Raw genomic sequence first — 20,995 nt, 5'->3', positions numbered from 1 at the left:
ACATGCTCACCGATCTCAGCCGGCGCCTGCTTTCGCAGGAAATATCCCGTACTGCCGTGCTGCCAGGCGCACTTGCTGCCCCGGTTGAAAGCTGCCGGCCGAGGCCGGCAGTTCCACTTCCACCTCGTTGCCCGCCGGTTCCAGCGTTGCGCGCAGCCGCAGGCGTGGGCCGCTGCGCTGCGACCACGCCACCGTCGCCGGCCAGCCTGCCTCGTCGGGCACCAGATCTTCCGGCCGCACATACACCTCCACCGGCCCTGCAGCCAGCGCGGCATTGGCCAGGGGCAGTGCGTGCCCAGCAACCTGGATCTGCCCCTGCGCCAGCACCCCGGGAATACGGTTCACCGCGCCCACGAACGAATACACGAAGGGCGAGGCCGGCTTGTCGTAGATCATCGCCGGCGTGTCGAGTTGCTCGATGCGCCCGCGGTTGAGAATGGCCACGCGGTCGGCCAGTTCCAGTGCTTCTTCCTGGTCATGGGTGACGAAGACCGTGGTCAGGCCGGTACGTTCGTGCAACTCGCGCAGCCAACGGCGCAGGTCGCGGCGCACCTGCGCATCCAGCGCACCGAATGGCTCGTCCAGCAATAGCACGCGCGGTTCGATCGCCAGCGCGCGCGCCAGCGCCACGCGCTGCCGCTGGCCGCCGGAGAGTTGGGTGGGATACCGCTGTTCCAGCCCCTGCAGTTGCACCAGCGCCAACAGCTCTTCCACGCGCGCACGGATGCGCGCTTCGGCCCAACGTTCGTTGCCGCGGCGCACCCGCAAGCCGAATGCGATGTTCTCGAACACGTCCATGTGCTTGAACAGTGCGTAGTGCTGGAACACGAAGCCGACCCGGCGCGATTGCACGCTCATGCGGGTGGCATCTTCGTCACCGAACAGCACCTGGCCGCCATCGGCATGCTCCAGCCCGGCCATGATCCGCAGCAGCGTGGTCTTGCCCGAACCGGAGGGCCCAAGCAAGGCCAGCAACTCGCCCTGGCGCACTTCCAGGTTGATGTCGTCCAGCGCGGTAAAGGTCTCGAACTGCTTGCGCAGGCGGTGAATGCGGATGCCCATGGTCACCTCAGTGGCGGTGGTTGGCGGCCAGCGAATCGCCGTGTCGCCATTCCAGATACGTCTTCAGCGCCAAGGTCAGCAGCGCGGTCAATGCCAGCAGCGACGCGCACGCAAACGCAGCGCTGTAGGCATATTCGTTGTAGAGAATTTCCACATGCAGCGGCAGCGTATTGGTGCGTCCACGGATATGCCCGGACACCACCGACACCGCACCGAACTCGCCCATCGCACGCGCCGCGCACAACAGCACGCCGTACAACAGGCCCCAACGGATATTGGGCAACGTCACCCGCCAGAACATCTGCCAGCCGTTCGCGCCCAGGCTCAATGCCGCCAGTTCCTCGTCGCTGCCTTGCTGCTCCATCAGCGGCATCAATTCGCGCGCAATGAAGGGGAATGTCACGAACGTGGTCGCCAGCACGATGCCCGGTAACGCGAACACGATCCGCGGCAGCTGGATTACAAAATCGCCCAGCGCCGGCAGCTGCACATGCCAGCCTTCGTCGATCAACGGCCAGGCCCAGCCGCTGCGGCCGAAGATCAGCACGAAGATCAGGCCCGCCACTACCGGCGACACCGAAAACGGCAGGTCGATCAGGCTGACCAGCAGACGTTTGCCCCAGAACTGATGCTTGCTGATGGCCCACGCAGCGGCCACGCCGAATACCAGATTCAACGGCAGCACGATTGCGGTCACCAGCAAGGTCAGCTTGATCGCCGACAACGCGTCAGGGTCGACCACCGCGCGCAGGAAGGTTTCCCAACCGCCACGCAATGCCTCGGCGAATACCAGCACCAGCGGCAGCAGTAAGAACGCCAGCAGAAACAGCACGGCCCCCAGGATCATCAGCCATTGCACCCAACGCGGCTCGTTGGTGGCCGAATCGCTGATGCGACGCGCCTGCTGGGTCATGGCATGGGTCGGCAACATGGAAGGCAGCGATGAAACGGCATCGTTCATACGGGCCTCCGTTGATAGCGCAGCAGCCGTGCCTGCAGCGTATTGACTACCAGCAAGATCACGAACGACAGCAACAACATGGCCGCGGCAATGGCTGTGGCGCCGGCGTAGTCGAATTCTTCCAGCCGGATGGTGATCAGCAGCGGCGCGATCTCGGTGGAATTGGGCAGGTTGCCGGCAATGAAGATCACCGAGCCGTACTCCCCCACGCCGCGCGCAAACGCCAGCGCAAAGCCGGTCAGGACTGCCGGCCACAGCCCCGGCAGCACCACCCGCCATACGGTCTGCCAGCGCGAGGCACCCAACGTGGCGGCGGCAGCCTCCATTTCACGATCGCTCTCGGCCAGCACTGGCTGCACCACCCGCACCACGAAAGGCAGGCCCACGAAGACCAACGCCAGCACGATACCCAGCTGCGTATAGGCCACCTTGATCCCGATCGCCTCCAGCCAGCGCCCTACCCACCCGTTGCCGCCATACAGTGCAGTCAGCGCAATGCCGGCCACCGCTGTGGGTAACGCGAACGGCAGATCGATCACCGCATCGAAAAAACGCTTGCCCGGGAACCTGTAGCGCACGAAGACCCACGCCACCCAGGTCCCCATCACTGCGTTGAAGGCGCCGGCCGCAAACGCGGTGCCGAAGCTCACCCGCAGCGCCGATAGCACGCGCGGCTCGCTCCAGACCTTCCACACGCCTTCCCAACCCAACCCGCTGGTCTTGATGAAGATGCCCAGCAGCGGGATCAGCACGATCAGGCCAAGCCAGGTCAGGGTGATTCCCAGACTCAGGCCCAGCCCCGGCATCACGCGTCGGCGCGATGACGGCGCTGGGTGGGGTGCAACCGACATCGACATCGCCTACTTGTTGGCCTGGATCTGGTCGAACACGCCACCGTCGGCGAAGTGCTCCTGCTGCGCCTTCTCCCACGAGCCGAACGCCTGCTGGATGGTCACCAGCTTGATGTCCGGAAACCGCGCCATGTCGGCCGCATCGGCAAATTCGGGATGCCGCGGGCGATAAAAATGCCTGGCTGCCAGCTTCTGCCCTTCGGGCGCATACAGATCGCGCAGGTAGGCTTCGGCCACCTCGCGGGTGCCATGCTTGTCGACGTTCTTGTCCACCAGCGCCACCGACGGCTCGGCCAGGATCGACAGCTTCGGCACCACGATCTCGAACTTGTCCTTGCCCAGTTCCTCGCGCGCCAGCAACGCTTCGTTTTCCCAGGCCAGCAACACATCGCCGATGCCGCGCTGCACGAACGTCGTGGTGGCACCGCGCGCGCCGGTATCCAGCACCGGCACGTTGCGGAACAACGCCTGCATATAGCGCAGGATGCGCTCGCGGTCGCCCTTGAAGATGTGGTCGGCATACGCCCAGGCGGCCAGATAGTTCCAGCGCGCGCCTCCGGAGGTCTTCGGGTTCGGCGTCACCACCGCGACGCCCGAGCGCAGCAAGTCCGGCCAGTCGTGGATGTTCTTCGGGTTGCCCTTGCGCACCAGGAATACGATGGTCGAGGTGTACGGCGCACTGTTGTCGGGCAGGCGCTTTTCCCAATCGGCATCGATCAGCTTGGCCTTCTGCGCGATGGCATCCACGTCGTAGGCCAGCGCCAGGGTCACCACGTCGGCCTCGATGCCGTCGATCACCGCGCGCGCCTGCTTGCCAGAGCCGCCGTGCGAGGTTTCCACGGTGACGGTGTCCTGTGGGTGCTGCTGTTTCCACTGCGCGGCGAAGGCGGCGTTGTAGTCGCGGTAGAACTCGCGGGTGGGGTCGTAGCTCACGTTGAGCAGCCCGATCTCGCGTGTACCAGCCGGCCCGGCCAGGACCAGCAAGGCGCAAAGAAGGGAGGCAAAACGGAAACGGGGGTATGTCACGACGATCTCCTGGCCGGTTGAGCACAGCTGAACAGCAAGCATGCCATGCTGCGCAGCGGCACGCAGGCGGTGAAATGACATCCGCGCCGCCGCTTATGCCGATATTGCATGACGTAGTGGTATGCCACCGTGATCGTTAAAATTGCGCTTCTTTCTGCCACTGCGACCGCCATGACCACCGCTCCCGCCGCGCTGACCGCCCATTACGCCGCCGAACTGGAGGCCATCCAGGCCCAAGGCCTGTTCAAGTCCGAGCGCATCATCACCGGTCCGCAGTCGGCCGAGATCACCCTGGCCGATGGCCGCGGTGTGCTGAACTTCTGCGCCAACAACTATCTGGGCCTGGCCGACCACCCGGACATCATCCAGGCTGCCAAGGACGCGCTGGACAGCCACGGCTTCGGCATGGCCTCGGTGCGCTTCATCTGCGGCACCCAGGACCTGCACAAGCAGCTCGAGCGCACCATCGCCGAGTTCTTCGGCACCGAGGACACCATCCTCTACGCGGCGTGCTTCGATGCCAACGGCGGCTTGTTCGAACCGCTGCTCGGCGAGCACGACGCCATCATTTCCGACGCGCTCAACCATGCCTCCATCATCGACGGCGTGCGCCTGTGCAAGGCCAAGCGCTTCCGCTACGCCAACTGCGACATGGCCGACCTGGAAGCGCAGCTGCAGGCCGCCGACGCCGCCGGCTGCAAGACCAAGCTGATCACCAGCGACGGCGTGTTCTCGATGGACGGCTTCATCGCCCCGCTCGACGAGATCACGGCCCTGGCCCGCAAGTACAACGCGCTGGTGCATATCGACGAATGCCATGCCACCGGCTTCCTGGGCGCCACCGGTCGCGGCTCGGCCGAGGTCAAGGGGGTGATGGACAAGATCGACATCTTCACCGGCACGCTGGGCAAGGCCATGGGCGGCGCATTGGGCGGCTTCACCACCGCAAAGCGTGAAGTGATCGAACTGCTGCGCCAACGTTCGCGCCCGTACTTGTTCTCCAACTCGTTGCCGCCGCACGTGGTGGCCGCCGGCATCAAAGCCTTCGAAATGCTGGACGCCGCCGGCGAGCTGCGCACCCAGCTGGTCGAAAACACCCGGTATTTCCGTGAGCGGATGACCGCCGCCGGTTTCGATGTCAAACCGGGCGTACATCCGATCAGCCCGGTGATGCTGTACGACGCACCGCTGGCGCAAAAGTTCGCCGAGCGCTTGCTGGAAGAAGGCATCTACGCCATCGGCTTTTTCTTCCCGGTGGTTCCGAAAGGCCAGGCACGCATTCGCACCCAGATCAGCGCAGCGCATACACGCGCGCACCTGGATCAAGCGATCGAAGCGTTCATCAAGATCGGGCGCGAACTCAAGGTCGTCGACGCCTGAGCATGCGCACGGTGCTGCGCCAACGGCTGCTGTTGGCGGCGCAGACCGATGCGCAGGCGCAGCTGCGCGACGGCCATTGGGAGACACGCTGCCTGCACTGCCGTCGGCATCTGCAGGTGCGCGCCGACGGCGAACCGCTGGGCCACACCACGTTGGAACACGTGGTGCCGCAGGCCTGGTTCGGTCGTCGCGCGGCCGCGTCGCTGTGCGCGCTGGTGGGCGAGGACGCCAACGATGCGCGCAATCTGGCGCTGGCCTGTGCTGGCTGCAATCACGCCAAGGGGCGCCGCCACGATGCCAACGGCGCTGGCAACACGCGTGCGGTTGAGGTGGTGAGCGCCCTGCTCAGCGCGCGTCTGGCACGCTGGCGTGCGCCGCCGGCACCAACGCCCTGACTTCCTCGGCGCTCAGCATCCGCCACGCGCCTTTGCCGAGCGCTCCCATCGCCAGCGCGCCGATCGCCACGCGCACCAGCCGCAGCACGCCGATGTCCACTGCGGCTAACAGCCGGCGGATCTGCCGGTTACGGCCTTCGTCCAGCACGATTTCCAGCCAGGCATTGCGCTCGCCTTCGCGTAGCACGCTGACCTGCTTTGCGCGCAACAGCACGCCGCCGCCCTCAGTGTCCGGATCGACCACACCGGCCTGCAGCTGCGCCAGTTGCGCGGCACTGGGGCGGCAATCGATCTGCACGTGATACGTCTTGTCCGGCCCGGTTGCCGGGTCGGTCACTGTCGCCGCCCATTGCGGGTCGTTGCTGAAAAGCAGCAGGCCCTCGCTGGCCTTGTCCAGGCGCCCCACCGGCGCGATCCACGGCAAGCCCGCGCCATCAAAGCAACGGTAGACCGTGTCCCTGCCCTGCTCGTCGCGCACGGTGGTGACCATGCCGCGCGGTTTGTTGAGCATCAGATAGCAACGCGCCGGTCCCGCAAGCGGCTGCCCGTCGACAGTGATGGACGATTGCTGATCGCCGCGGATCGGGCATTCGGGGTCGCGCACCACACGCGCCGACACGCTGACGCGGCCATCGGCGATCCAGCGCGCCGCCTCGGTGCGCGAACACACGCCGAGCTTGGACAGCACGCGCGCCAGCCCATGGCGTGGCACGGCATTGGCAGATGCGGCAGCGGACGTGCGCACTGGACCGGCCGCTCCCGGGCTACGCTGACGCTGCCGGGACGGTGCCGGCGCAGGTCGCCGGGGCATGCCGTCCCGACCGCAGGCTTACTTGTTTTCGACCGACTTGGCGTCGGCCGCAGGTGCTGCGGGCGCTGCCGCTGCAGGTGCCGCGCCAGCGGCCGGGCGAGCCTTGACCACGCGCACACCGCGGGCCTTCATCCAGGCATCGAATTCTTCTGCCGTCATGCGCTTGCCGTTCTGGCTCATGTCGAAGCGCCACGGGGTGTTGTCGAACGCGGTGGTGGCCTTGTAGGCAGCCGGGTCGTTCGGGTTGACGGTGCCGCCAGGCGGAATGACCTTGGCCAGATCCTGGCAGCCTTCCACGCGCAGGCGCAGCAGCACACGATCCACCGACTGGTCGCTGCTATAGGGCTGTGCCAGCACGCCGGTGGGCATGCCCAGCTGCACGCTGCGGGTGTAGAACTCGGCAGCCGCCGGTGCAACCACGGTGGCGGGCAACGGCAGCGGCTGGGACACCATGCTGCCGGCGCAGTTCGGAGCGGCGTAGGCAGCGGGGATCAGAGCGAGACAGAGCAGTCCTGCCGTAGCGGTACGCAGCATCGGGTTCTTCCAGGTATGAGTGTGGTATTGACGCGGCGAGTGTAGGCAGCGATGAACGCTGTTTCAACAGGAACCGTGCCTGGATGGCAACACAGACAGGATGGGCAGCGCTTGAGCGCGCTTTTCCGGGGCCTGCATAGACAAAACCCGGCGCAAGGCCGGGTTTTGTGTGCAGCAAGCTAGCGGTCCGATTAGTTCTGGACGTTCAGCTCGGTACGACGGTTCTTCGCACGACCTTCCGGATTGTCCGAACCATCCGGGTTGGTGTTCGGAGCAATCGGACGGCTCTCGCCGTAGCCGATCGGGCCGACCAGACGCGACGCATCGACGCCGTTCTTGGTCAGGTAGTCGTACACGGTGGTCGCACGACGCTCGGACAGCTTCTGGTTGTACGCGTCGGTACCCTTCGAGTCGGTGTGACCGGCAACCTCGACCTTCAGGTCGGGGTAGCGCTTCAGGATTTCGGTCGCTTCGCTCAGGATCGACACGGCATCCGGACGCAGGGTCGACTTGTTGAAGTCGAAGTTCACGCCCTTCAGATCGATCGAGACAGGAACCGGGCAACCGTCCGGACCGATGGTCTGGCCAGGCTGCGAGTTCGGGCACTTGTCGTCGCAGTTGTTGACGCCGTCACCATCGTCATCCAGATCGGCGCAGCTCGGAGCAACCGGAGCCGGGGCCGGCGGCGGAGCGGTCGACGGAGCCGGTCCCAGCGGGATCACGACGCCGACCGAAGCCAGCACGTCACCGAACCAGTCTTCGCGCGGAGCGGCAACGCTCTGGTCGTTGAAGTCAGCGCGGTAGGCCAACTCGGCACGCACGGCGACGCGCTTGTCGAAGGTGGTCTGCAGACCGACACCAGCCTTGGCGGCAAAGTTGCCGTCCTTCTGCTGGCCCGGCGAAACCGGGTTCGGGGTCGCGTCGAATTCTTCTTCCGAACGCTGATAGCCCAGACCGAACAGCAGGTAGGGGTTCCAGCCGCGGCCTTCCTGGATGAAGTGGCGACGCAGGTCGAACGAGATGCCGTACTGGCTCCAGTTCAGGTCCTGGTTGGCATCGAAGTTCGGGTTCTGATAGTTCAGCTCACCGTCGATCGACCAGTTCGGGCTCACGAACTTGCCCAGACCCAGGGTGACGAACGGGGCATCATTGGTCAGGCGATCGCTGTCCTGGAAGTTGAAGCCAGCGCTACCGGTCAGGTACCAACGGTCGTCGAACTCCTGCGCGGAAGCAGCCTGGGCAACTGCCAGACCGCCGAGCAACGCGGCAGTGAGAATTTTCTTGTTCATTTATACAGCTCCTTCTTTGGGAGATAAAACCGATAGAGGCGTTGTGCTTGGTAAAGATGCTCGTCACATCCAGAGCCATCGGGGCGCAGATTAAGCCGGCCTCGGTGAAGATCGCGTTAACGGTCATATAACATGTGAAAGCAATCACCAGGTCCCGCAACGCCAAGCAATCCTACGTATACAGCTTCATGAAGGAAATGACCGGGCGCCCAATTCGGGGATCGCACCTGCATGAACCGCAGCCCAATTAAGTCACTTGAATACGCCTTCGGGCTGACCGGTTTTCAGTGTTCCAGACCGCACCGAAAACTACATTGGTGAACACCAAGCCCCGTCCGAGCTGAATTGTGGGGTTGGTGGTTGCGAGCGACTTGCTCCACAACGCACCCTGAACCTCCCGCTCAGGAGCGCTCCAATGAAAGCTGTCGCCCTCACCCGCTATCTTCCGATCGACGATCCCGAATCGCTGATTGACATGGAACTTCCGACACCTGCGGCGCCGTCGGGGTATGACTTATTGGTGCGGGTGGAGGCGATCTCGGTGAACCCGGTCGATACGAAGGTGCGCGCGCCCAAGCCGCAGCCGCTGCAGGCGCCGAAGATCCTGGGTTACGACGCAGCCGGCGTGATCGAGGCGGTCGGCCCGGAGGTTACTGCCTTTGCGGTCGGCGACGAGGTCTACTACGCTGGCGATATCGGGCGGCCGGGCAGCAATGCGCAGTACCAGCTGGTGGACGCCCGCATTGCCGGATGCAAACCGACCTCGCTCAGCTTCGCGCAGGCAGCTGCGCTGCCGCTGACCACCCTGACGGCATGGGAGCTGCTGTTCCAGCGCATGCCCTTTTCGTTCGACGGTGCACGCAATCGCGGCAGGCATCTGCTGATCATCGGCGGCGCTGGTGGCGTGGGCTCCATCGCGATCCAGCTGGCGCGGCATGCCGGATTCACGGTGATTGCCACCGCCTCGCGCCCGGAGAGCATCGAGTGGGTTCGCCAGATGGGCGCGCATCACGTGATCGATCATCACCAGCCGCTGCCGCCGCAACTGCAGGCGCTGGGGCTGGACACGGTGGATGCGGCGCTCAACTTGGCCGATACCGACCGCTACTGGCAGCCACTGGGCGAAGTGCTGGCACCGCAGGGCCACGTGGGCCTGATCGTGGAGCCGCGCGGGGCGTTGTCGATCGGCGACCCCTACAAATCCAAATGCATCGGCATTCATTGGGAGCTGATGTTCACGCGCGCGCGCTACGCGACCGAGGACATGGTCGAGCAGCACCGTATCCTCAACCGGGCGGCCAGCCTGATCGATGCCGGCGAGCTGCGCACCACGCATACCGAGACGCTGTCGCCGATCAATGCGCAGCAGCTGCGCGAGGCGCATCGTCGGCTGGAAAGCGGCAGCACGATCGGCAAGCTGGTGCTGGCCGGCTGGTAAGGCGGCCATCTGGCCAAGGTCGCTGCGATGCATCGATGCTGCGCCTATGCAACCGGGCGCGCCCGTGCGGGCGGCCGCGTAGGCGTGTTGCCGACCGGCCGTTTCCAGCATCCGCGTGGCGGCTGCATACGCCAGGACTTGCCGCCGCGCCGCTTTGCCGGCATCGTGCGCAATCCGTACGCCAGCGTATCCACATCATGTCGCCCGCCACCGGCCCGTCCGCCCTGTCTTTCCCACACCTGTTCACCCCGCTCGATCTGGGCTTCACGCAATTGCGTAATCGCGTCCTGATGGGCTCGATGCATACGGGCCTGGAAGACCGTGCGCGCGACTTCCCCAAGTTGGCAGCGTATTTTGCCGAGCGCGCCGCCGGTGGCGTGGGCCTGATCGTGACTGGTGGCTTTTCGCCCAATGTGGTGGGCTGGCTCAAGCCGTTCGGCGGCAAGTTGTCGTGGCCGTGGGAGGTCCGCCCGCATCGCCAGGTCACCCGCGCAGTCCACGAGCACGGCGCCAAGATCTGCCTGCAACTGCTGCACGCCGGGCGCTATGCGTACCACCCGCTCTCGGTTGCGCCATCCAGGCTGAAGGCACCGATCAACCCGTTCACTCCGCGTGCGTTGTCGGCCGGCGCGGTGGACCGGCAGATCGCCGCCTATGCGCGTGCCGCGCGGCTGGCGCGCGAGGCGGGCTACGACGGCGTCGAGGTCATGGGCTCGGAAGGCTATCTGATCAACGAATTCACCGCCGCGCGCACCAATCGGCGCAGCGACGCCTGGGGCGGCGATGCCAGCAAGCGCATGCGCTTTGCGGTGGAGATCGTGCGGCGCATCCGCGAGGCCTGCGGGCCGGACTTCATCATCATCTACCGGCTGTCGCTGGTGGACCTGGTCGAAGACGGCAACCAGTGGCAGGAAATCCTGGCGCAGGCGCAGGCGATCGAAGCGGCCGGCGCGACCATCATCAATTCCGGGATCGGTTGGCACGAAGCGCGCATTCCCACCATCGCCACCTCGGTGCCGCGCGCCGCGTTTGCCGGGGTCACCGCCAAACTCAAGCCGCATCTGCGCATTCCGGTGGTGGCCACCAACCGCATCAACATGCCGGAGGTGGCCGAGCGCATCCTGGCCGACGGTGCAGCAGACATGGTGTCGCTGGCGCGGCCGCTGCTGGCCGACCCGCAGTGGACCAACAAGGCGCGCGCCGGGCAGGCGCACACCATCAATACGTGCATCGCCTGTAATCAGGCCTGCCTGGATCATGTGTTCGACAACAAGCTGGCCAGCTGCCTGGTCAACCCGCGCGCCGCACACGAGACCGAACTCAACTACACCCCCACTGCCACGCCCAAGCGCATTGCCGTGGTCGGTGCCGGCCCGGCCGGCCTGGCCTGCGCGACAGTGGCAGCCGAACGCGGGCACCGGGTGACCTTGTTCGATGCAAGCGATGCGATCGGCGGGCAATTCAATGTCGCCAGGCGCATTCCGGGCAAGGAGGAGTTCAACGAGACCTTGCGTTATTTCGGCCATCGCATCGAAGCGACCGGCGTGCAGCTGCGTCTGAATACCCTGGTGCAGGCGGACGATCTGAAAGACTTCGACGAAGTCGTGCTGGCAACCGGCATCGAGCCGCGCAAGGTGGACTTTCCCGGTGCCGATCATCCGATGGTGGTGAGCTACCTCGACGTGGTGCTGGGCCGGCACGTGGCCGCCGACAAGGTGGCGATCATCGGTGCCGGCGGAATTGGCTTTGATGTCGGCGAATTTCTGGTGCACACCGGCCAATCGCCGGCGCTGGATCCGCAGCGCTGGATGGCCGAATGGGGCGTAGATCCCAGCTTCGAAGCGCGCGGCGCGTTGACCAAACCGCAACCCGAGCGCGCCGCCCGCCAGGTCTGGCTGTTGCAGCGCAGCCCCGGCAAGCCCGGTGGACGCCTGGGCAAGACCACCGGCTGGATCCACCGCGCGACGCTCAAGGCCAAGGGCGTCAAGATGCTCGGCGGCGTGGAATATCTGGGCGTGGACGATGCCGGCCTGCGCATTCGCGTGGAAGGCAGCGAACAGCTGCTGGATGTCGGCACGGTGGTGGTGTGCGCCGGGCAGGAGCCGCGCCGCGAGCTGCTGGCCACGCTACAAGCCAATGGCCAGCAGCCGCACCTGATCGGCGGCGCGGACGTGGCGGCCGAACTGGATGCCAAGCGTGCGATCAACCAGGCAAGTCGGTTGGCCGCGACCCTGTAAAGAGTTCTCGACGACGGCGTCGCTACGATGCCGTCGTCGTGCTGAGGGCTCGGCTGCACGGCTGACGTGCATGCGGCATTATCGACGCCGACGTGCACGCGGATGTGGCGGTCTGCAACGCCCATCTTTTTCTTGTCGCGCGGCTCGGCGATACGTGCCCGATGCATGGTCGCCTCACGCCCTACCGCCTGCCATCTTGCGTGCCTGCATGACTGCGTATTTCGAAAAGCGCCTGCCTGGTAGATGGGCGGGCACTTCTCGGAACCAGAACGTGGTCAGGTCAGCGCTTGCTGCTTGCGTTGTCGATCTGCAGTTTCCGCTACAGCATCAGCGCGCTTACGGGATGCGATCGCACCACATGCCTTATCGCTTCGACAGAGATTTTCGCAAGGTGCATGCGCGCGTCGATGACAGTGCGTGCTGCACTGGCTGCAGCATTATGCGCATCAGCGCCACCTTCGCTTTGGCGCCAATTCGTCTTTAAAAATTTTGTGTCTGACACTTTTTTGCACTTGAGCATCTCCGCGCTCTTGCTCTTTTGCTCTTTTGCTCTTTTGCTCTTTTGCTCTTTTGCTCTTTTGCTCTTTTGCGCTCTTGCGCTCTTGCGCTCTTGTGCTCTTGTGCTCTTGAACATGCGAGCCCGGAAGCAATCGCAACGCAATAACGCGCACCACTGATGCATCGAATGATCGACGAGCTTTCGAAACATCGCCAGGCATCTTCCGAACATCATGCGACACCGGCAATCGCGACGTAATGGCAGATAGCTTTCGCTGCAATGGCTGGCGTCTACGCTGCTTCTGATGGCGTTACCAGCAGATGCGTCAACTGCGCATCTATACGCATCAAAGATGATGCATAAATCAGCATCGAGCAGCACGACGCTGCAGCTCGGACGCGCAGCACTTCCGCCATCTCTGGCGTCTGCGCAACGCTTGTCTTTCTCGCGCATCCGCGGTCGATGTACGAAACTCAATTACTCAACGCCACCAGCCAGCACGACAACGCGTGACGAGCGCGTGCATGAAAGTTGTGCTTATGCAGCGGGCGCTGTTGCCTACCAGTACGACCATCCAACCGGCGCGTAGTGCCGCAAACGCGCGCGATGCGGCAAGGAACTTACGCAGCACAACAGTCGCTGCAATGATGCGACGCAGATTCGATGTTGCGATGCACGCGACGCTGCTGCGCAGCGCTATGCGTTGCGGGCAATCGTCATCGTCAACCCCTCTCATTCAGCCGCGATTGTGTGATCGACGCCTACCTTGCGCCAACTTTTTGACCCACCGCATTTGGTGGGCGCCTTCGGCAGATGGTCTTTCGCCGAAGCATTTGGCGACCGGTGGCAGGTCGCCTCCCCATGACGCCAAGCCCTCTGCACTGGTGCATCCACATTGGATGCTCTGCGGACCGGCCCATACGGAGCAAGGAGTTCTATGAAACTTGTTTGGATACTCTGGCTGTCGCATGTGTTGCCGCAGCCAGCCGCAGATTCGCTGTGTTTGAGCACGACCGTCTATCTGGAAGCGCGCGACCAGACCTTGCGTGGCCAGCAGGCCGTTGCAGAAGTTGCATTGCGCCGCCTGGATAGCGGTTTGTGGGGCGACTCGATGTGCCAGGTGGTCACTGCACGCAAGCAGTTCGCGCCGACGATCGTCGCGCCAGGCACGCAGTTGAAGAACGACGATGCCTGGAACAAGGCATTGGGCGTGGCACTGGCGGCGCAGCGCAACTGGGCATTGCCGGTTGGCCAACGCAAAGAGATCGTGCCGGGCGCCAGCCACTTTGCCGCAAGCGCAATCGCAAGCCCCAGCTGGCGCAATGCCTATCAGGTGGCCACCATCGGCGACCACACGTTCTATCGCGTGCAATCGCTGCGCCCGCGCAACGCGTCCTGAGCGCGCAGCGTTGCGGCGCCTGCGAGCGTCATAGGTTGCTTAGCTCGCCGATCATCAAGATGCAGTGTCGATGGGTTTGATGCGTTTCAAGCGCCCATCTCGAGACAGTCATGCGTCGCAGCGCGACGAACACGGCGCCCACATGGCAATCAGTCGGTGCGGCCGCACGCCGTATCAGGCACCGCCCCGTCTCGCACAGCCGGTGGGTTGCAAACAAGCTCCTGACCAAGCCGGAGCCGCCACGTGCGCGCGGCCAGCTCGGTGATGCCATTCATCTCGGCACGACACCGGCTCCAGCGACCACAAGGCAACTCAGCGGCGCCCTATTGAAGCCGCAATACCCGCTGCGCGCTCCACACGGCGTCGTCTGCCCGCTAAGCTTGGATCTTCATTCCCGCGGGTACCGTCCATGAAGCTGTATACCAAGCCCGGCGCTTGTTCGCTGGCAGATCACATCGTGTTGCGTTGGTCGGGGCTGCCGTTCGAGCTGAGTGTGGTCGATGCGGCGACGATGAAATCTCCCGAATACTTGCGCCTGAATCCCGCAGGCGCCGTGCCATTGCTGCTGGTCGACGATTGGGCACTGACCCAGAACGCAGCCATCCTCAATTACATCGCCGACATCGCACCGCTCACCGGCCTGGCCGGCGATGGCACCGCGCGCAGCCGTGCCGAAATCAATCGGTGGATCGCCTTCGTCAACGCCGACGTGCACCCCACCTTCAAGCCGATCTTCGGCAGCACCGCGTATCTGCAAGACCCGGCGCTGATTGCACGCAGCCAGGACGATGCGCGCAGCAAATTGCGCACGCTGTACGAGCGCGTCGATGCGCATCTGCAAGGTCGCAACTGGCTTGCCAGCGACAGCCACACCGGTGCCGATGCGTATCTGTTCGTCACCTTGCTGTGGGCGCAGAAAGTCACGGTGAATCTGGATGGATTGAATGCGCTGCAGACGTTCGTGCAACGCATGCTGGCCGATGCCGATGTGCAGGCTGCACTCAAGGCCGAAGGTCTGGCCTGACCGCGCAGGCGTCTGCCACACGACGCGCAACAAAAAACGCCGGGCAATGCCCGGCGTTTTCATGACAGCAGTGACCGAACAACTCAGCCCAGCAGATGCGCCACGCCGCTGCGCTCTTCTTCCAGCTCGGCCAGGGTCTTGTCGATGTACTTCTGGCTGAAGTCGTCGATCGGCAGATCCTTGACGATGGTGTACTTGCCGTTTTCGGTGGTGACGGGGAAGCCGAACATCACGCCTTCCGGAATGCCGTAGGAGCCGTCCGACGGCACGCCCATCGTCACCCACTTACCGTTGGTGCCCAGCACCCAGTCACGGATGTGGTCGATGGCGGCATTGGCGGCGGAGGCGGCCGAGGACAGGCCACGCGCTTCGATGATCGCTGCACCGCGCTTGCCCACGGTCGGAATGAAGGTGGAAGCGTTCCACTCCTGGTCGTTGATCGCATCGCTGATGGAGGCGCCATCGGCGGTGGCGAAACGATAATCCGGGTACATGGTCGGGCTGTGGTTACCCCACACCGCCAGCTTCTCGATGCCGGCGACCGGCTTGCCGAGCTTGGCCGAGAGCTGGCTCAGCGCACGGTTGTGGTCCAGGCGCAGCATGGCGGTGAAATTCTTCGGGTCCAGGTTCGGCGCCGACTTCATGGCGATGTAGGCGTTGGTGTTGGCCGGGTTGCCGACCACCAGCACCTTCACGTCGCGCTTGGCGACCTTGTTCAGGGCCGCGCCCTGTGCGGTAAAGATTTCCGCATTGGCCAGCAGCAGGTCCTTGCGCTCCATGCCAGGGCCGCGCGGACGCGAACCGACCAGCAGGGCGACATCGACGTCCTTGAAGGCCACTTCGGCGTCGTCGGTACCGACCATGCCGGCCAGCAGCGGGAACGCGCAGTCCTCCAGTTCCATCATCACGCCCTTGAGGGCGGCCTGGGCCTTCTCAATCGGCAGTTCAAGCAACTGCAGGATGACCGGCTGGTCCTTGCCCAGCATTTCGCCGGAGGCGATGCGGAACAGCAGGGCATAGCCGATCTGGCCGGCAGCGCCGGTCACAGCAACACGAACAGGTGCTTTCATGGGGAGTTTCCTCTGCTAAAAAACGTTGGCGGGGGTCGCACGCTGGCGGGGCGCAAGGCCTGGCGGCGCGCGTTGACAAGCGAACGGCCGCACATGGCGGCCGTTCGACGGGATGCGATCAGGCGGCGAGGATCTTGTTCCACTCCGCAACGCGGTCGGCCTTGGCGGCCAGCACGGCGTCGGTGTCGCCTTCGATGGTGAGCGTCTTGATGGTGTCGCCCTGGGCAACGCTATCGACCACGTCCAGGCCCTGGGTGACCTTGCCGAACACGGTGTGCTTGCCGTCCAGCCACGGGGTGGCGGTGTGGGTGATGAAGAATTGGCTGCCGTTGGTGTTCGGGCCGGCATTGGCCATGGACAGCACGCCGCGCTCGTGGCCGACGCCATTGTTGGTCTCGTCTTCGAAACGGTAGCCCGGGCCACCGCGGCCGGAACCTTCCGGGCAACCGCCCTGGATCATGAAGTCGGCGATGACGCGGTGGAAGCTCAGGCCATTATAGAAGCCGCGCTTGGCCAGGTTGACGAAGTTGGCAACCGTCAGCGGGGCCTTGTCCGGGTACAGCTCGACGACGATCGGGCCGCGGGAGGTGTCGAAAGTGGCGATCAGGGACATAGAAATCCTTGCAGGTTCTGGGGTGATCAATAGCCCGCTAGGATACACCCGGGTGCGTGGCCGACCGCATGGGTACGACCATCGTTCAACGCTCCCGCCCGCCCGGCGCATGGCCCGTCACGCTGGCTGAATGGGCCATCTGAATCAACTTCGGGCAATCGGCAACGGCAGCGCAACGAAACCGCTATAATGTCGGGCTTACCTCATCTCAAGACTGGCGCCAGACAGGGGCCCTTTCCGCATGTCTATCGAAAAACTCCGCAATATCGCCATCGTCGCGCACGTCGACCACGGCAAGACCACCCTCGTCGACTGCCTGCTGAAGCAGTCGGGCACCCTGTCCGAACGCACGGTGTTGGCTGAACGCGTGATGGACAGCAACGACCAGGAAAAGGAACGTGGCATCACGATCCTGGCCAAGAACACCGCCATCACCTGGCAGGGTAACCGCATCAACATCGTCGACACCCCTGGACACGCCGACTTCGGTGGCGAAGTCGAGCGCGTGCTGTCGATGGTGGACTCGGTGCTGATCCTGGTCGACGCGATGGACGGCCCGATGCCGCAGACCCGCTTCGTGACCCAGAAGGCCTTTGCGATGGGCTTCAAGCCGATCGTGGTGGTCAACAAGATCGACCGTCCCGGCGCACGCCCGGACTGGGTGATCGACCAGGTGTTCGACCTGTTCGACAAGCTCGGCGCCACCGACGAGCAGCTGGATTTCCCGATCGTCTACACCTCCGCACTGAACGGCTACGCCAGCCTGGATTCGGACGTGCGCGAAGGCGACATGACCCCGCTGTACGAAGCGATCATGCAGCACGTCTCGGCCCCGGACGTGGACCCGGACGGCCCGTTCCAGATGCGCATCAGCCAGCTGGACTACAACAATTTCGTCGGCGTGATCGGCATCGGCCGCATCCAGCGCGGCACCCTGAAGAAGAACATGCCGGTCAGCGTGATCGACCGCGAAGGCAAGAAGCGCCAGGGCAAGGTGCTGCAGGTACTGGGCTTCCTGGGCCTGGAGCGTATCGAGCAGGACACCGCCGAGGCCGGCGACATCGTGGCCATCTCCGGCATCCAGGAACTGACCATCTCCGACACCGTATGCGCGCTCGATCATCCCGAAGCGCTGCCGGCGCTGACCGTGGACGAGCCGACCATCTCGATGACCTTCCAGGTCAACAACTCGCCGTTCGCCGGCAACAAGGACTTGTCCGGCGGCAAGTTCCTGACCAGCCGCCAGCTGCGCGACCGCCTGGACCGCGAGAAGGTGCACAACGTGGCGCTGAAGGTCGAGGAAGGCTCGGACGCCGACAAGTTCCTGGTCTCCGGCCGTGGCGAGCTGCACCTGTCGGTGCTGATCGAAAACATGCGTCGTGAAGGCTACGAGCTGGCCGTGTCGCGTCCGGAAGTGATCATCAAGGAAATCGACGGCAAGCTGATGGAGCCGATCGAACAGCTGGTGGTGGACATCGAAGAACAGCACCAGGGCGGCGTGATGGAAAAGCTGGGCACCCGCAAGAGCCAGCTGAAGAACATGGAACCCGACGGCAAGGGCCGCGTGCGCCTGGATTACATGATCCCGGCGCGTGGCCTGATCGGCTTCCAGAACGAATTCCGCACCCTGACCCAGGGCTCGGGCCTGCTGTTCCACGTGTTCGACCACTACGGTCCGAAGGAACAGGGCGCGATCGCCAAGCGCCAGAACGGCGTGATGATTGCCAATGCACCGGGCGCGACCCCGGCCTATGCCCTGGGACCGCTGGAAGAGCGTGGCCGCCTGTTCGCCGCCGAAGGCGACAACGTGTACGAAGGCCAGCTGGTCGGTATCCATTCCAAGGACAACGACCTGACCGTCAACGCGATCAAGACCAAGCCGCTGACCAACATGCGCGCCTCGGGCAAGGACGATGCGATCAAGTTGACCCCGGCGATCAAGTACACGCTGGAACAGGCGCTGGACTTCATCGAGGACGACGAGCTGGTGGAAGTCACCCCGAAGGAAATCCGCCTGCGCAAGAAGTTTCTGACCGAAAGCGACCGCAAGCGCGCCGGCCGTTCGGGCTGAGTTGTTGAGCTGACGCGTGAGTAACAAACCCTATAGCCCGGATCCGCGCGCGCATCCGGGACTGCATGTGATCGCCTTGCTTGAGGCGGTCAAGGGAACGCTTGCGCTGCTGGCGGCGACGGGCCTGGAAATTCTGGGCCCGCTCCCGCTGCAAAACGCGGTCATCACCCTGATCCGCCGCTTCAATCTGGACCCCGACCACGGCGCGCTGCCGTCGTTGCTCAAGACCATCAGCCCCGATGCGGTGCATCTAGCTGCTGCCGCCATGCTGGCCTATGGCCTGCTGCATGTGGTGGAAGCCTGGGGTCTGTGGCGTGCCAAGGCGTGGGCCTCGGTGCTGGGCTGCCTGTCGGCGGCCATCTATCTGCCTTTCGATATCTACGCCATCGTGCGCCATCCTGGCTGGACCGCCTGGGGCGTGCTGGCGATCAACCTGCTGGTGGTCGGCGTGCTGGCACGCGATCTGGTGCGGCGCCGCAGTCGCTGAGTTTGCCGCCCGTTGGCGGGCGCGTCCTTCCGTTGTCACCCCGACGCAGCGCCGTTAGCCTGCAACTTCTCCCCGGGGACGACCTTCCATGCGATTCACTCTTTTGTCCTTCGCGCTGCTTGCCGCGCTGTGCGGCTGTGCGCATGCCGATGATCCGTCGCGTTCTGCGACCGGTGCTGCCAACGCATCCACCGTCCTTTCGTTCGATCTGAGCGAGGCCGACGTCGCCGGCCTGCAGGCGCGCATGGCCAGCGGCCAGAGCAGCAGCCTGCAACTGACGCGCGCGTATCTGCAGCGGATTGCCAGCATCGATGGCGCCGGCCCCAGGCTCAACGCGGTGATCGAACTCAATCCACAGGCCGAAGCCGACGCACGCGCCCTGGACGCCGAACGCAAAGCCGGCCACGTGCGTGGGCCGCTGCACGGCATCCCGGTGCTGCTGAAGGACAATATCGACGCGCTGCCGATGGTCAACAGCGCTGGCTCGCTCGCGCTGGCCGAGTTCCGCCCCGACCGCGATGCGTTTGTGGTGCAGCGCCTGCGCGCCGCCGGTGCGGTGATCCTGGGCAAGACCAACCTCAGCGAATGGGCCAATTTCCGCTCCACCCAATCCAGTTCCGGCTGGAGCGGACGCGGGGGGCTCACGCGCAATCCGTATGCGCTGGATCGTAATCCCTGCGGTTCCAGTGCCGGTACCGGTGCGGCCATCGCGGCCAGCCTGGCCACCGTCGGCATCGGTACCGAAACCGACGGCAGCATCACCTGCCCGGCATCGGTCAACGGCCTGGTCGGGCTCAAGCCGACCGTGGGCCTGGTCAGTCGCGACGGCATCATCCCGATTTCCGCCAGCCAGGACACCGCCGGCCCGATGACGCGCAGCGTCGCCGATGCGGCTGCAGTGCTGCAGTGCTGCAGGCCATCGCCGCACCCGACCCGCAGGACCCGGCCACCGCCAAGGCACCGGCGACCAGCGTCGATTACCTGGCCCACCTGAAACCCGACAGCCTGCGTGGCGCGCGCCTGGGCCTGTTGCGCAACCCGCTGCGCGAGGACCCGGCGATCGCCGCGGCGCTCGACCGCGCCGTGCGCACCCTGCGTGACGCCGGCGCCACCGTGGTCGAGACCGCGCTGGCCACGGATGGCAAGTGGGATGCTGCCGAGCAAACGGTCTTATTGGTCGAATTCAAGGCCGGTTTGAACGCGTATCTGCAGAACCACCGCGCGCCCGTGGCGAGCCTGGGGCAGTTGATTGCGTTCAATCGCACGCAGGCGCAGCGCGAGATGCCGTACTTCGGGCAGGAATTGTTCGAACAGGCGCAGGCAGCGCCCGGTCTGGACGATGCGGGGTACCTGAGTGCGCGCGCCACTGCCAGACGGCTCGCCGGACCGGAAGGCATCGACGCAGCCTTGAAGGCAGATCGCTTGGATGCCTTGATCGTGCCTACCACCGGCGCGGCATGGATCACCACACTCGGCAAGGGCGATACCTTCCCCGGTGCCGGCTATGGTGCCGCGGCGGTGGCCGGCTATCCGAGCCTGAGCGTGCCGATGGGGCAGACCCAGGGCTTGCCACTCGGCCTGTTGTTCATGGGCACGGCCTGGAGCGAGCCGCGCCTGATCGAGCTGGCGTATGCGTACGAACAACGCAGCCATGCGCGCTTTACGCCGGGCTATGCGCCAAGTGCGCCGAGTGCGCGCGATCCAGCCACATCAGCACCCGTGCCCGTCGTGCCGGCACGGGCGTCGATCAAGAAGAATTGATTGGGCGACGCATGACCACGTGCCACGGCTGGCATTGGACGCCGCACTGACGCATGCAAGCGCAGCCAGTACTTGCGCGAACAAATG

18 protein-coding genes and 1 pseudogene are annotated in these 20,995 nt (G+C 64.6%); 9 read left to right on the top strand and 10 right to left on the bottom strand.

What is annotated here, in order from left to right:
- Positions 1–15: 15 nt before the first annotated feature.
- From FLG15_RS04765 to FLG15_RS04750, 4 genes are read right to left on the bottom strand one after another with little or no spacing between them, the layout of a single operon-like run.
- On the bottom strand, positions 16–1,062 hold the full coding sequence (locus FLG15_RS04765) for a sulfate/molybdate ABC transporter ATP-binding protein (RefSeq protein ID WP_057679604.1): 1,047 nt from the start codon (positions 1,060–1,062) through the stop codon (positions 16–18).
- 7 nt (positions 1,063–1,069) lie between these two features.
- Positions 1,070–2,023, bottom strand: coding sequence for a sulfate ABC transporter permease subunit CysW (cysW, locus tag FLG15_RS04760; protein ID WP_150145600.1), 954 nt, complete (start codon positions 2,021–2,023; stop codon positions 1,070–1,072).
- A complete protein-coding gene (gene cysT, locus FLG15_RS04755) occupies positions 2,020–2,880 on the bottom strand; it encodes a sulfate ABC transporter permease subunit CysT (protein WP_017156236.1) in 861 nt (286 codons plus the stop codon). Before cysT ends, cysW begins: the two co-directional genes overlap by 4 nt.
- A gap of 3 nt (positions 2,881–2,883) precedes the next feature.
- Positions 2,884–3,981 carry a sulfate ABC transporter substrate-binding protein gene (locus tag FLG15_RS04750; RefSeq protein ID WP_057679601.1) on the bottom strand — a complete coding sequence of 366 codons (1,098 nt, stop codon included), beginning with the start codon at positions 3,979–3,981 and terminating at the stop codon, positions 2,884–2,886.
- Positions 3,982–4,071: 90 nt separating this feature from the next.
- On the opposite strand from FLG15_RS04750, the gene kbl reads away from it, so the two are divergent.
- Positions 4,072–5,280, top strand: a complete 1,209-nt coding sequence (kbl, locus tag FLG15_RS04745; protein ID WP_057679600.1) for a glycine C-acetyltransferase — start codon at positions 4,072–4,074, stop codon at positions 5,278–5,280.
- 2 nt (positions 5,281–5,282) lie between these two features.
- Positions 5,283–5,675, top strand: a complete 393-nt coding sequence (locus tag FLG15_RS04740; RefSeq protein ID WP_057679599.1) for an HNH endonuclease — start codon at positions 5,283–5,285, stop codon at positions 5,673–5,675.
- Here FLG15_RS04740 and FLG15_RS04735 read toward each other — a convergent pair.
- From FLG15_RS04735 to FLG15_RS04725, 3 genes are all read right to left on the bottom strand, one after another.
- A complete protein-coding gene (locus tag FLG15_RS04735; RefSeq protein WP_057679598.1) occupies positions 5,626–6,486 on the bottom strand; it encodes a pseudouridine synthase in 861 nt (286 codons plus the stop codon). The genes FLG15_RS04740 and FLG15_RS04735 overlap by 50 nt on opposite strands.
- Before the next feature lie 18 nt (positions 6,487–6,504).
- Positions 6,505–7,020 (bottom strand): hypothetical protein, encoded by a 516-nt coding sequence (locus tag FLG15_RS04730; RefSeq protein WP_007968908.1) that lies wholly within the window; start codon positions 7,018–7,020, stop codon positions 6,505–6,507.
- A 191-nt stretch (positions 7,021–7,211) separates the two neighbouring features.
- Complete coding sequence (locus tag FLG15_RS04725) at positions 7,212–8,309, bottom strand: OmpA family protein (RefSeq protein ID WP_008571649.1); 1,098 nt, start codon at positions 8,307–8,309, stop codon at positions 7,212–7,214.
- Between the two features lie 415 nt (positions 8,310–8,724).
- Here FLG15_RS04725 and FLG15_RS04715 point away from each other — a divergent pair, with 415 nt between their 5' ends.
- On the top strand, positions 8,725–9,747 hold the full coding sequence (locus FLG15_RS04715) for a zinc-binding alcohol dehydrogenase family protein (protein WP_057679597.1): 1,023 nt from the start codon (positions 8,725–8,727) through the stop codon (positions 9,745–9,747).
- 197 nt (positions 9,748–9,944) lie between these two features.
- Complete coding sequence (locus tag FLG15_RS04710) at positions 9,945–11,984, top strand: NADPH-dependent 2,4-dienoyl-CoA reductase (RefSeq protein WP_057679596.1); 2,040 nt, start codon at positions 9,945–9,947, stop codon at positions 11,982–11,984.
- Positions 11,985–12,303: 319 nt separating this feature from the next.
- Here FLG15_RS04710 and FLG15_RS23325 read toward each other — a convergent pair whose 3' ends face one another.
- Positions 12,304–12,936: a hypothetical protein gene (locus FLG15_RS23325; protein WP_209228219.1), complete on the bottom strand. Its 633-nt coding sequence runs from the start codon at positions 12,934–12,936 to the stop codon at positions 12,304–12,306.
- A 484-nt stretch (positions 12,937–13,420) separates the two neighbouring features.
- Between FLG15_RS23325 and FLG15_RS04695 the strand changes: the two genes are divergently transcribed.
- Both FLG15_RS04695 and FLG15_RS04690 read left to right on the top strand, forming a co-directional pair.
- Complete coding sequence (locus FLG15_RS04695) at positions 13,421–13,882, top strand: cell wall hydrolase (protein ID WP_005915848.1); 462 nt, start codon at positions 13,421–13,423, stop codon at positions 13,880–13,882.
- A gap of 409 nt (positions 13,883–14,291) precedes the next feature.
- On the top strand, positions 14,292–14,906 hold the full coding sequence (locus FLG15_RS04690; RefSeq protein ID WP_057679594.1) for a glutathione binding-like protein: 615 nt from the start codon (positions 14,292–14,294) through the stop codon (positions 14,904–14,906).
- A gap of 83 nt (positions 14,907–14,989) precedes the next feature.
- Here FLG15_RS04690 and FLG15_RS04685 read toward each other — a convergent pair whose 3' ends face one another.
- Positions 14,990–15,976, bottom strand: coding sequence for a malate dehydrogenase (locus tag FLG15_RS04685; RefSeq protein WP_057679593.1), 987 nt, complete (start codon positions 15,974–15,976; stop codon positions 14,990–14,992).
- 118 nt (positions 15,977–16,094) lie between these two features.
- On the bottom strand, positions 16,095–16,589 hold the full coding sequence (locus FLG15_RS04680; protein WP_017156228.1) for a peptidylprolyl isomerase: 495 nt from the start codon (positions 16,587–16,589) through the stop codon (positions 16,095–16,097).
- Positions 16,590–16,830: 241 nt separating this feature from the next.
- Between FLG15_RS04680 and typA the strand changes: the two genes are divergently transcribed.
- From typA to FLG15_RS04665, 3 genes and pseudogenes are all read left to right on the top strand, one after another.
- Positions 16,831–18,660, top strand: a complete 1,830-nt coding sequence (typA, locus tag FLG15_RS04675; protein WP_057679592.1) for a translational GTPase TypA — start codon at positions 16,831–16,833, stop codon at positions 18,658–18,660.
- A 67-nt stretch (positions 18,661–18,727) separates the two neighbouring features.
- Positions 18,728–19,147: a DUF2127 domain-containing protein gene (locus FLG15_RS04670; protein ID WP_017156227.1), complete on the top strand. Its 420-nt coding sequence runs from the start codon at positions 18,728–18,730 to the stop codon at positions 19,145–19,147.
- A 103-nt stretch (positions 19,148–19,250) separates the two neighbouring features.
- Positions 19,251–20,908, top strand: a pseudogene (locus FLG15_RS04665) (amidase).
- Positions 20,909–20,995 lie beyond the last annotated feature (87 nt).

Origin of the sequence: Xanthomonas phaseoli pv. dieffenbachiae (genome assembly GCF_008639345.1) — a bacterium.
GTDB classification, from domain to species: Bacteria; Pseudomonadota; Gammaproteobacteria; order Xanthomonadales; family Xanthomonadaceae; genus Xanthomonas; species Xanthomonas phaseoli.
This window is presented reverse-complemented; position numbering and strand designations above follow the sequence as displayed.

Bases quoted from the DNA above. Each gene is read 5' to 3' on its own strand.
- FLG15_RS04765 (WP_057679604.1), bottom strand. From the start codon at position 1,062: ATGGGCATCCGCATTCACCGCCTGCGCAAGCAGTTCGAGACCTTTACC.
- cysW (WP_150145600.1), bottom strand. From the start codon at position 2,023: ATGAACGATGCCGTTTCATCGCTGCCTTCCATGTTGCCGACCCATGCC.
- cysT (WP_017156236.1), bottom strand. From the start codon at position 2,880: ATGTCGATGTCGGTTGCACCCCACCCAGCGCCGTCATCGCGCCGACGC.
- FLG15_RS04750 (WP_057679601.1), bottom strand. From the start codon at position 3,981: ATGTCATTTCACCGCCTGCGTGCCGCTGCGCAGCATGGCATGCTTGCT.
- kbl (WP_057679600.1), top strand. From the start codon at position 4,072: ATGACCACCGCTCCCGCCGCGCTGACCGCCCATTACGCCGCCGAACTG.
- FLG15_RS04740 (WP_057679599.1), top strand. From the start codon at position 5,283: ATGCGCACGGTGCTGCGCCAACGGCTGCTGTTGGCGGCGCAGACCGAT.
- FLG15_RS04735 (WP_057679598.1), bottom strand. From the start codon at position 6,486: ATGCCCCGGCGACCTGCGCCGGCACCGTCCCGGCAGCGTCAGCGTAGC.
- FLG15_RS04730 (WP_007968908.1), bottom strand. From the start codon at position 7,020: ATGCTGCGTACCGCTACGGCAGGACTGCTCTGTCTCGCTCTGATCCCC.
- FLG15_RS04725 (WP_008571649.1), bottom strand. From the start codon at position 8,309: ATGAACAAGAAAATTCTCACTGCCGCGTTGCTCGGCGGTCTGGCAGTT.
- FLG15_RS04715 (WP_057679597.1), top strand. From the start codon at position 8,725: ATGAAAGCTGTCGCCCTCACCCGCTATCTTCCGATCGACGATCCCGAA.
- FLG15_RS04710 (WP_057679596.1), top strand. From the start codon at position 9,945: ATGTCGCCCGCCACCGGCCCGTCCGCCCTGTCTTTCCCACACCTGTTC.
- FLG15_RS23325 (WP_209228219.1), bottom strand. From the start codon at position 12,936: ATGCGCGAGAAAGACAAGCGTTGCGCAGACGCCAGAGATGGCGGAAGT.
- FLG15_RS04695 (WP_005915848.1), top strand. From the start codon at position 13,421: ATGAAACTTGTTTGGATACTCTGGCTGTCGCATGTGTTGCCGCAGCCA.
- FLG15_RS04690 (WP_057679594.1), top strand. From the start codon at position 14,292: ATGAAGCTGTATACCAAGCCCGGCGCTTGTTCGCTGGCAGATCACATC.
- FLG15_RS04685 (WP_057679593.1), bottom strand. From the start codon at position 15,976: ATGAAAGCACCTGTTCGTGTTGCTGTGACCGGCGCTGCCGGCCAGATC.
- FLG15_RS04680 (WP_017156228.1), bottom strand. From the start codon at position 16,589: ATGTCCCTGATCGCCACTTTCGACACCTCCCGCGGCCCGATCGTCGTC.
- typA (WP_057679592.1), top strand. From the start codon at position 16,831: ATGTCTATCGAAAAACTCCGCAATATCGCCATCGTCGCGCACGTCGAC.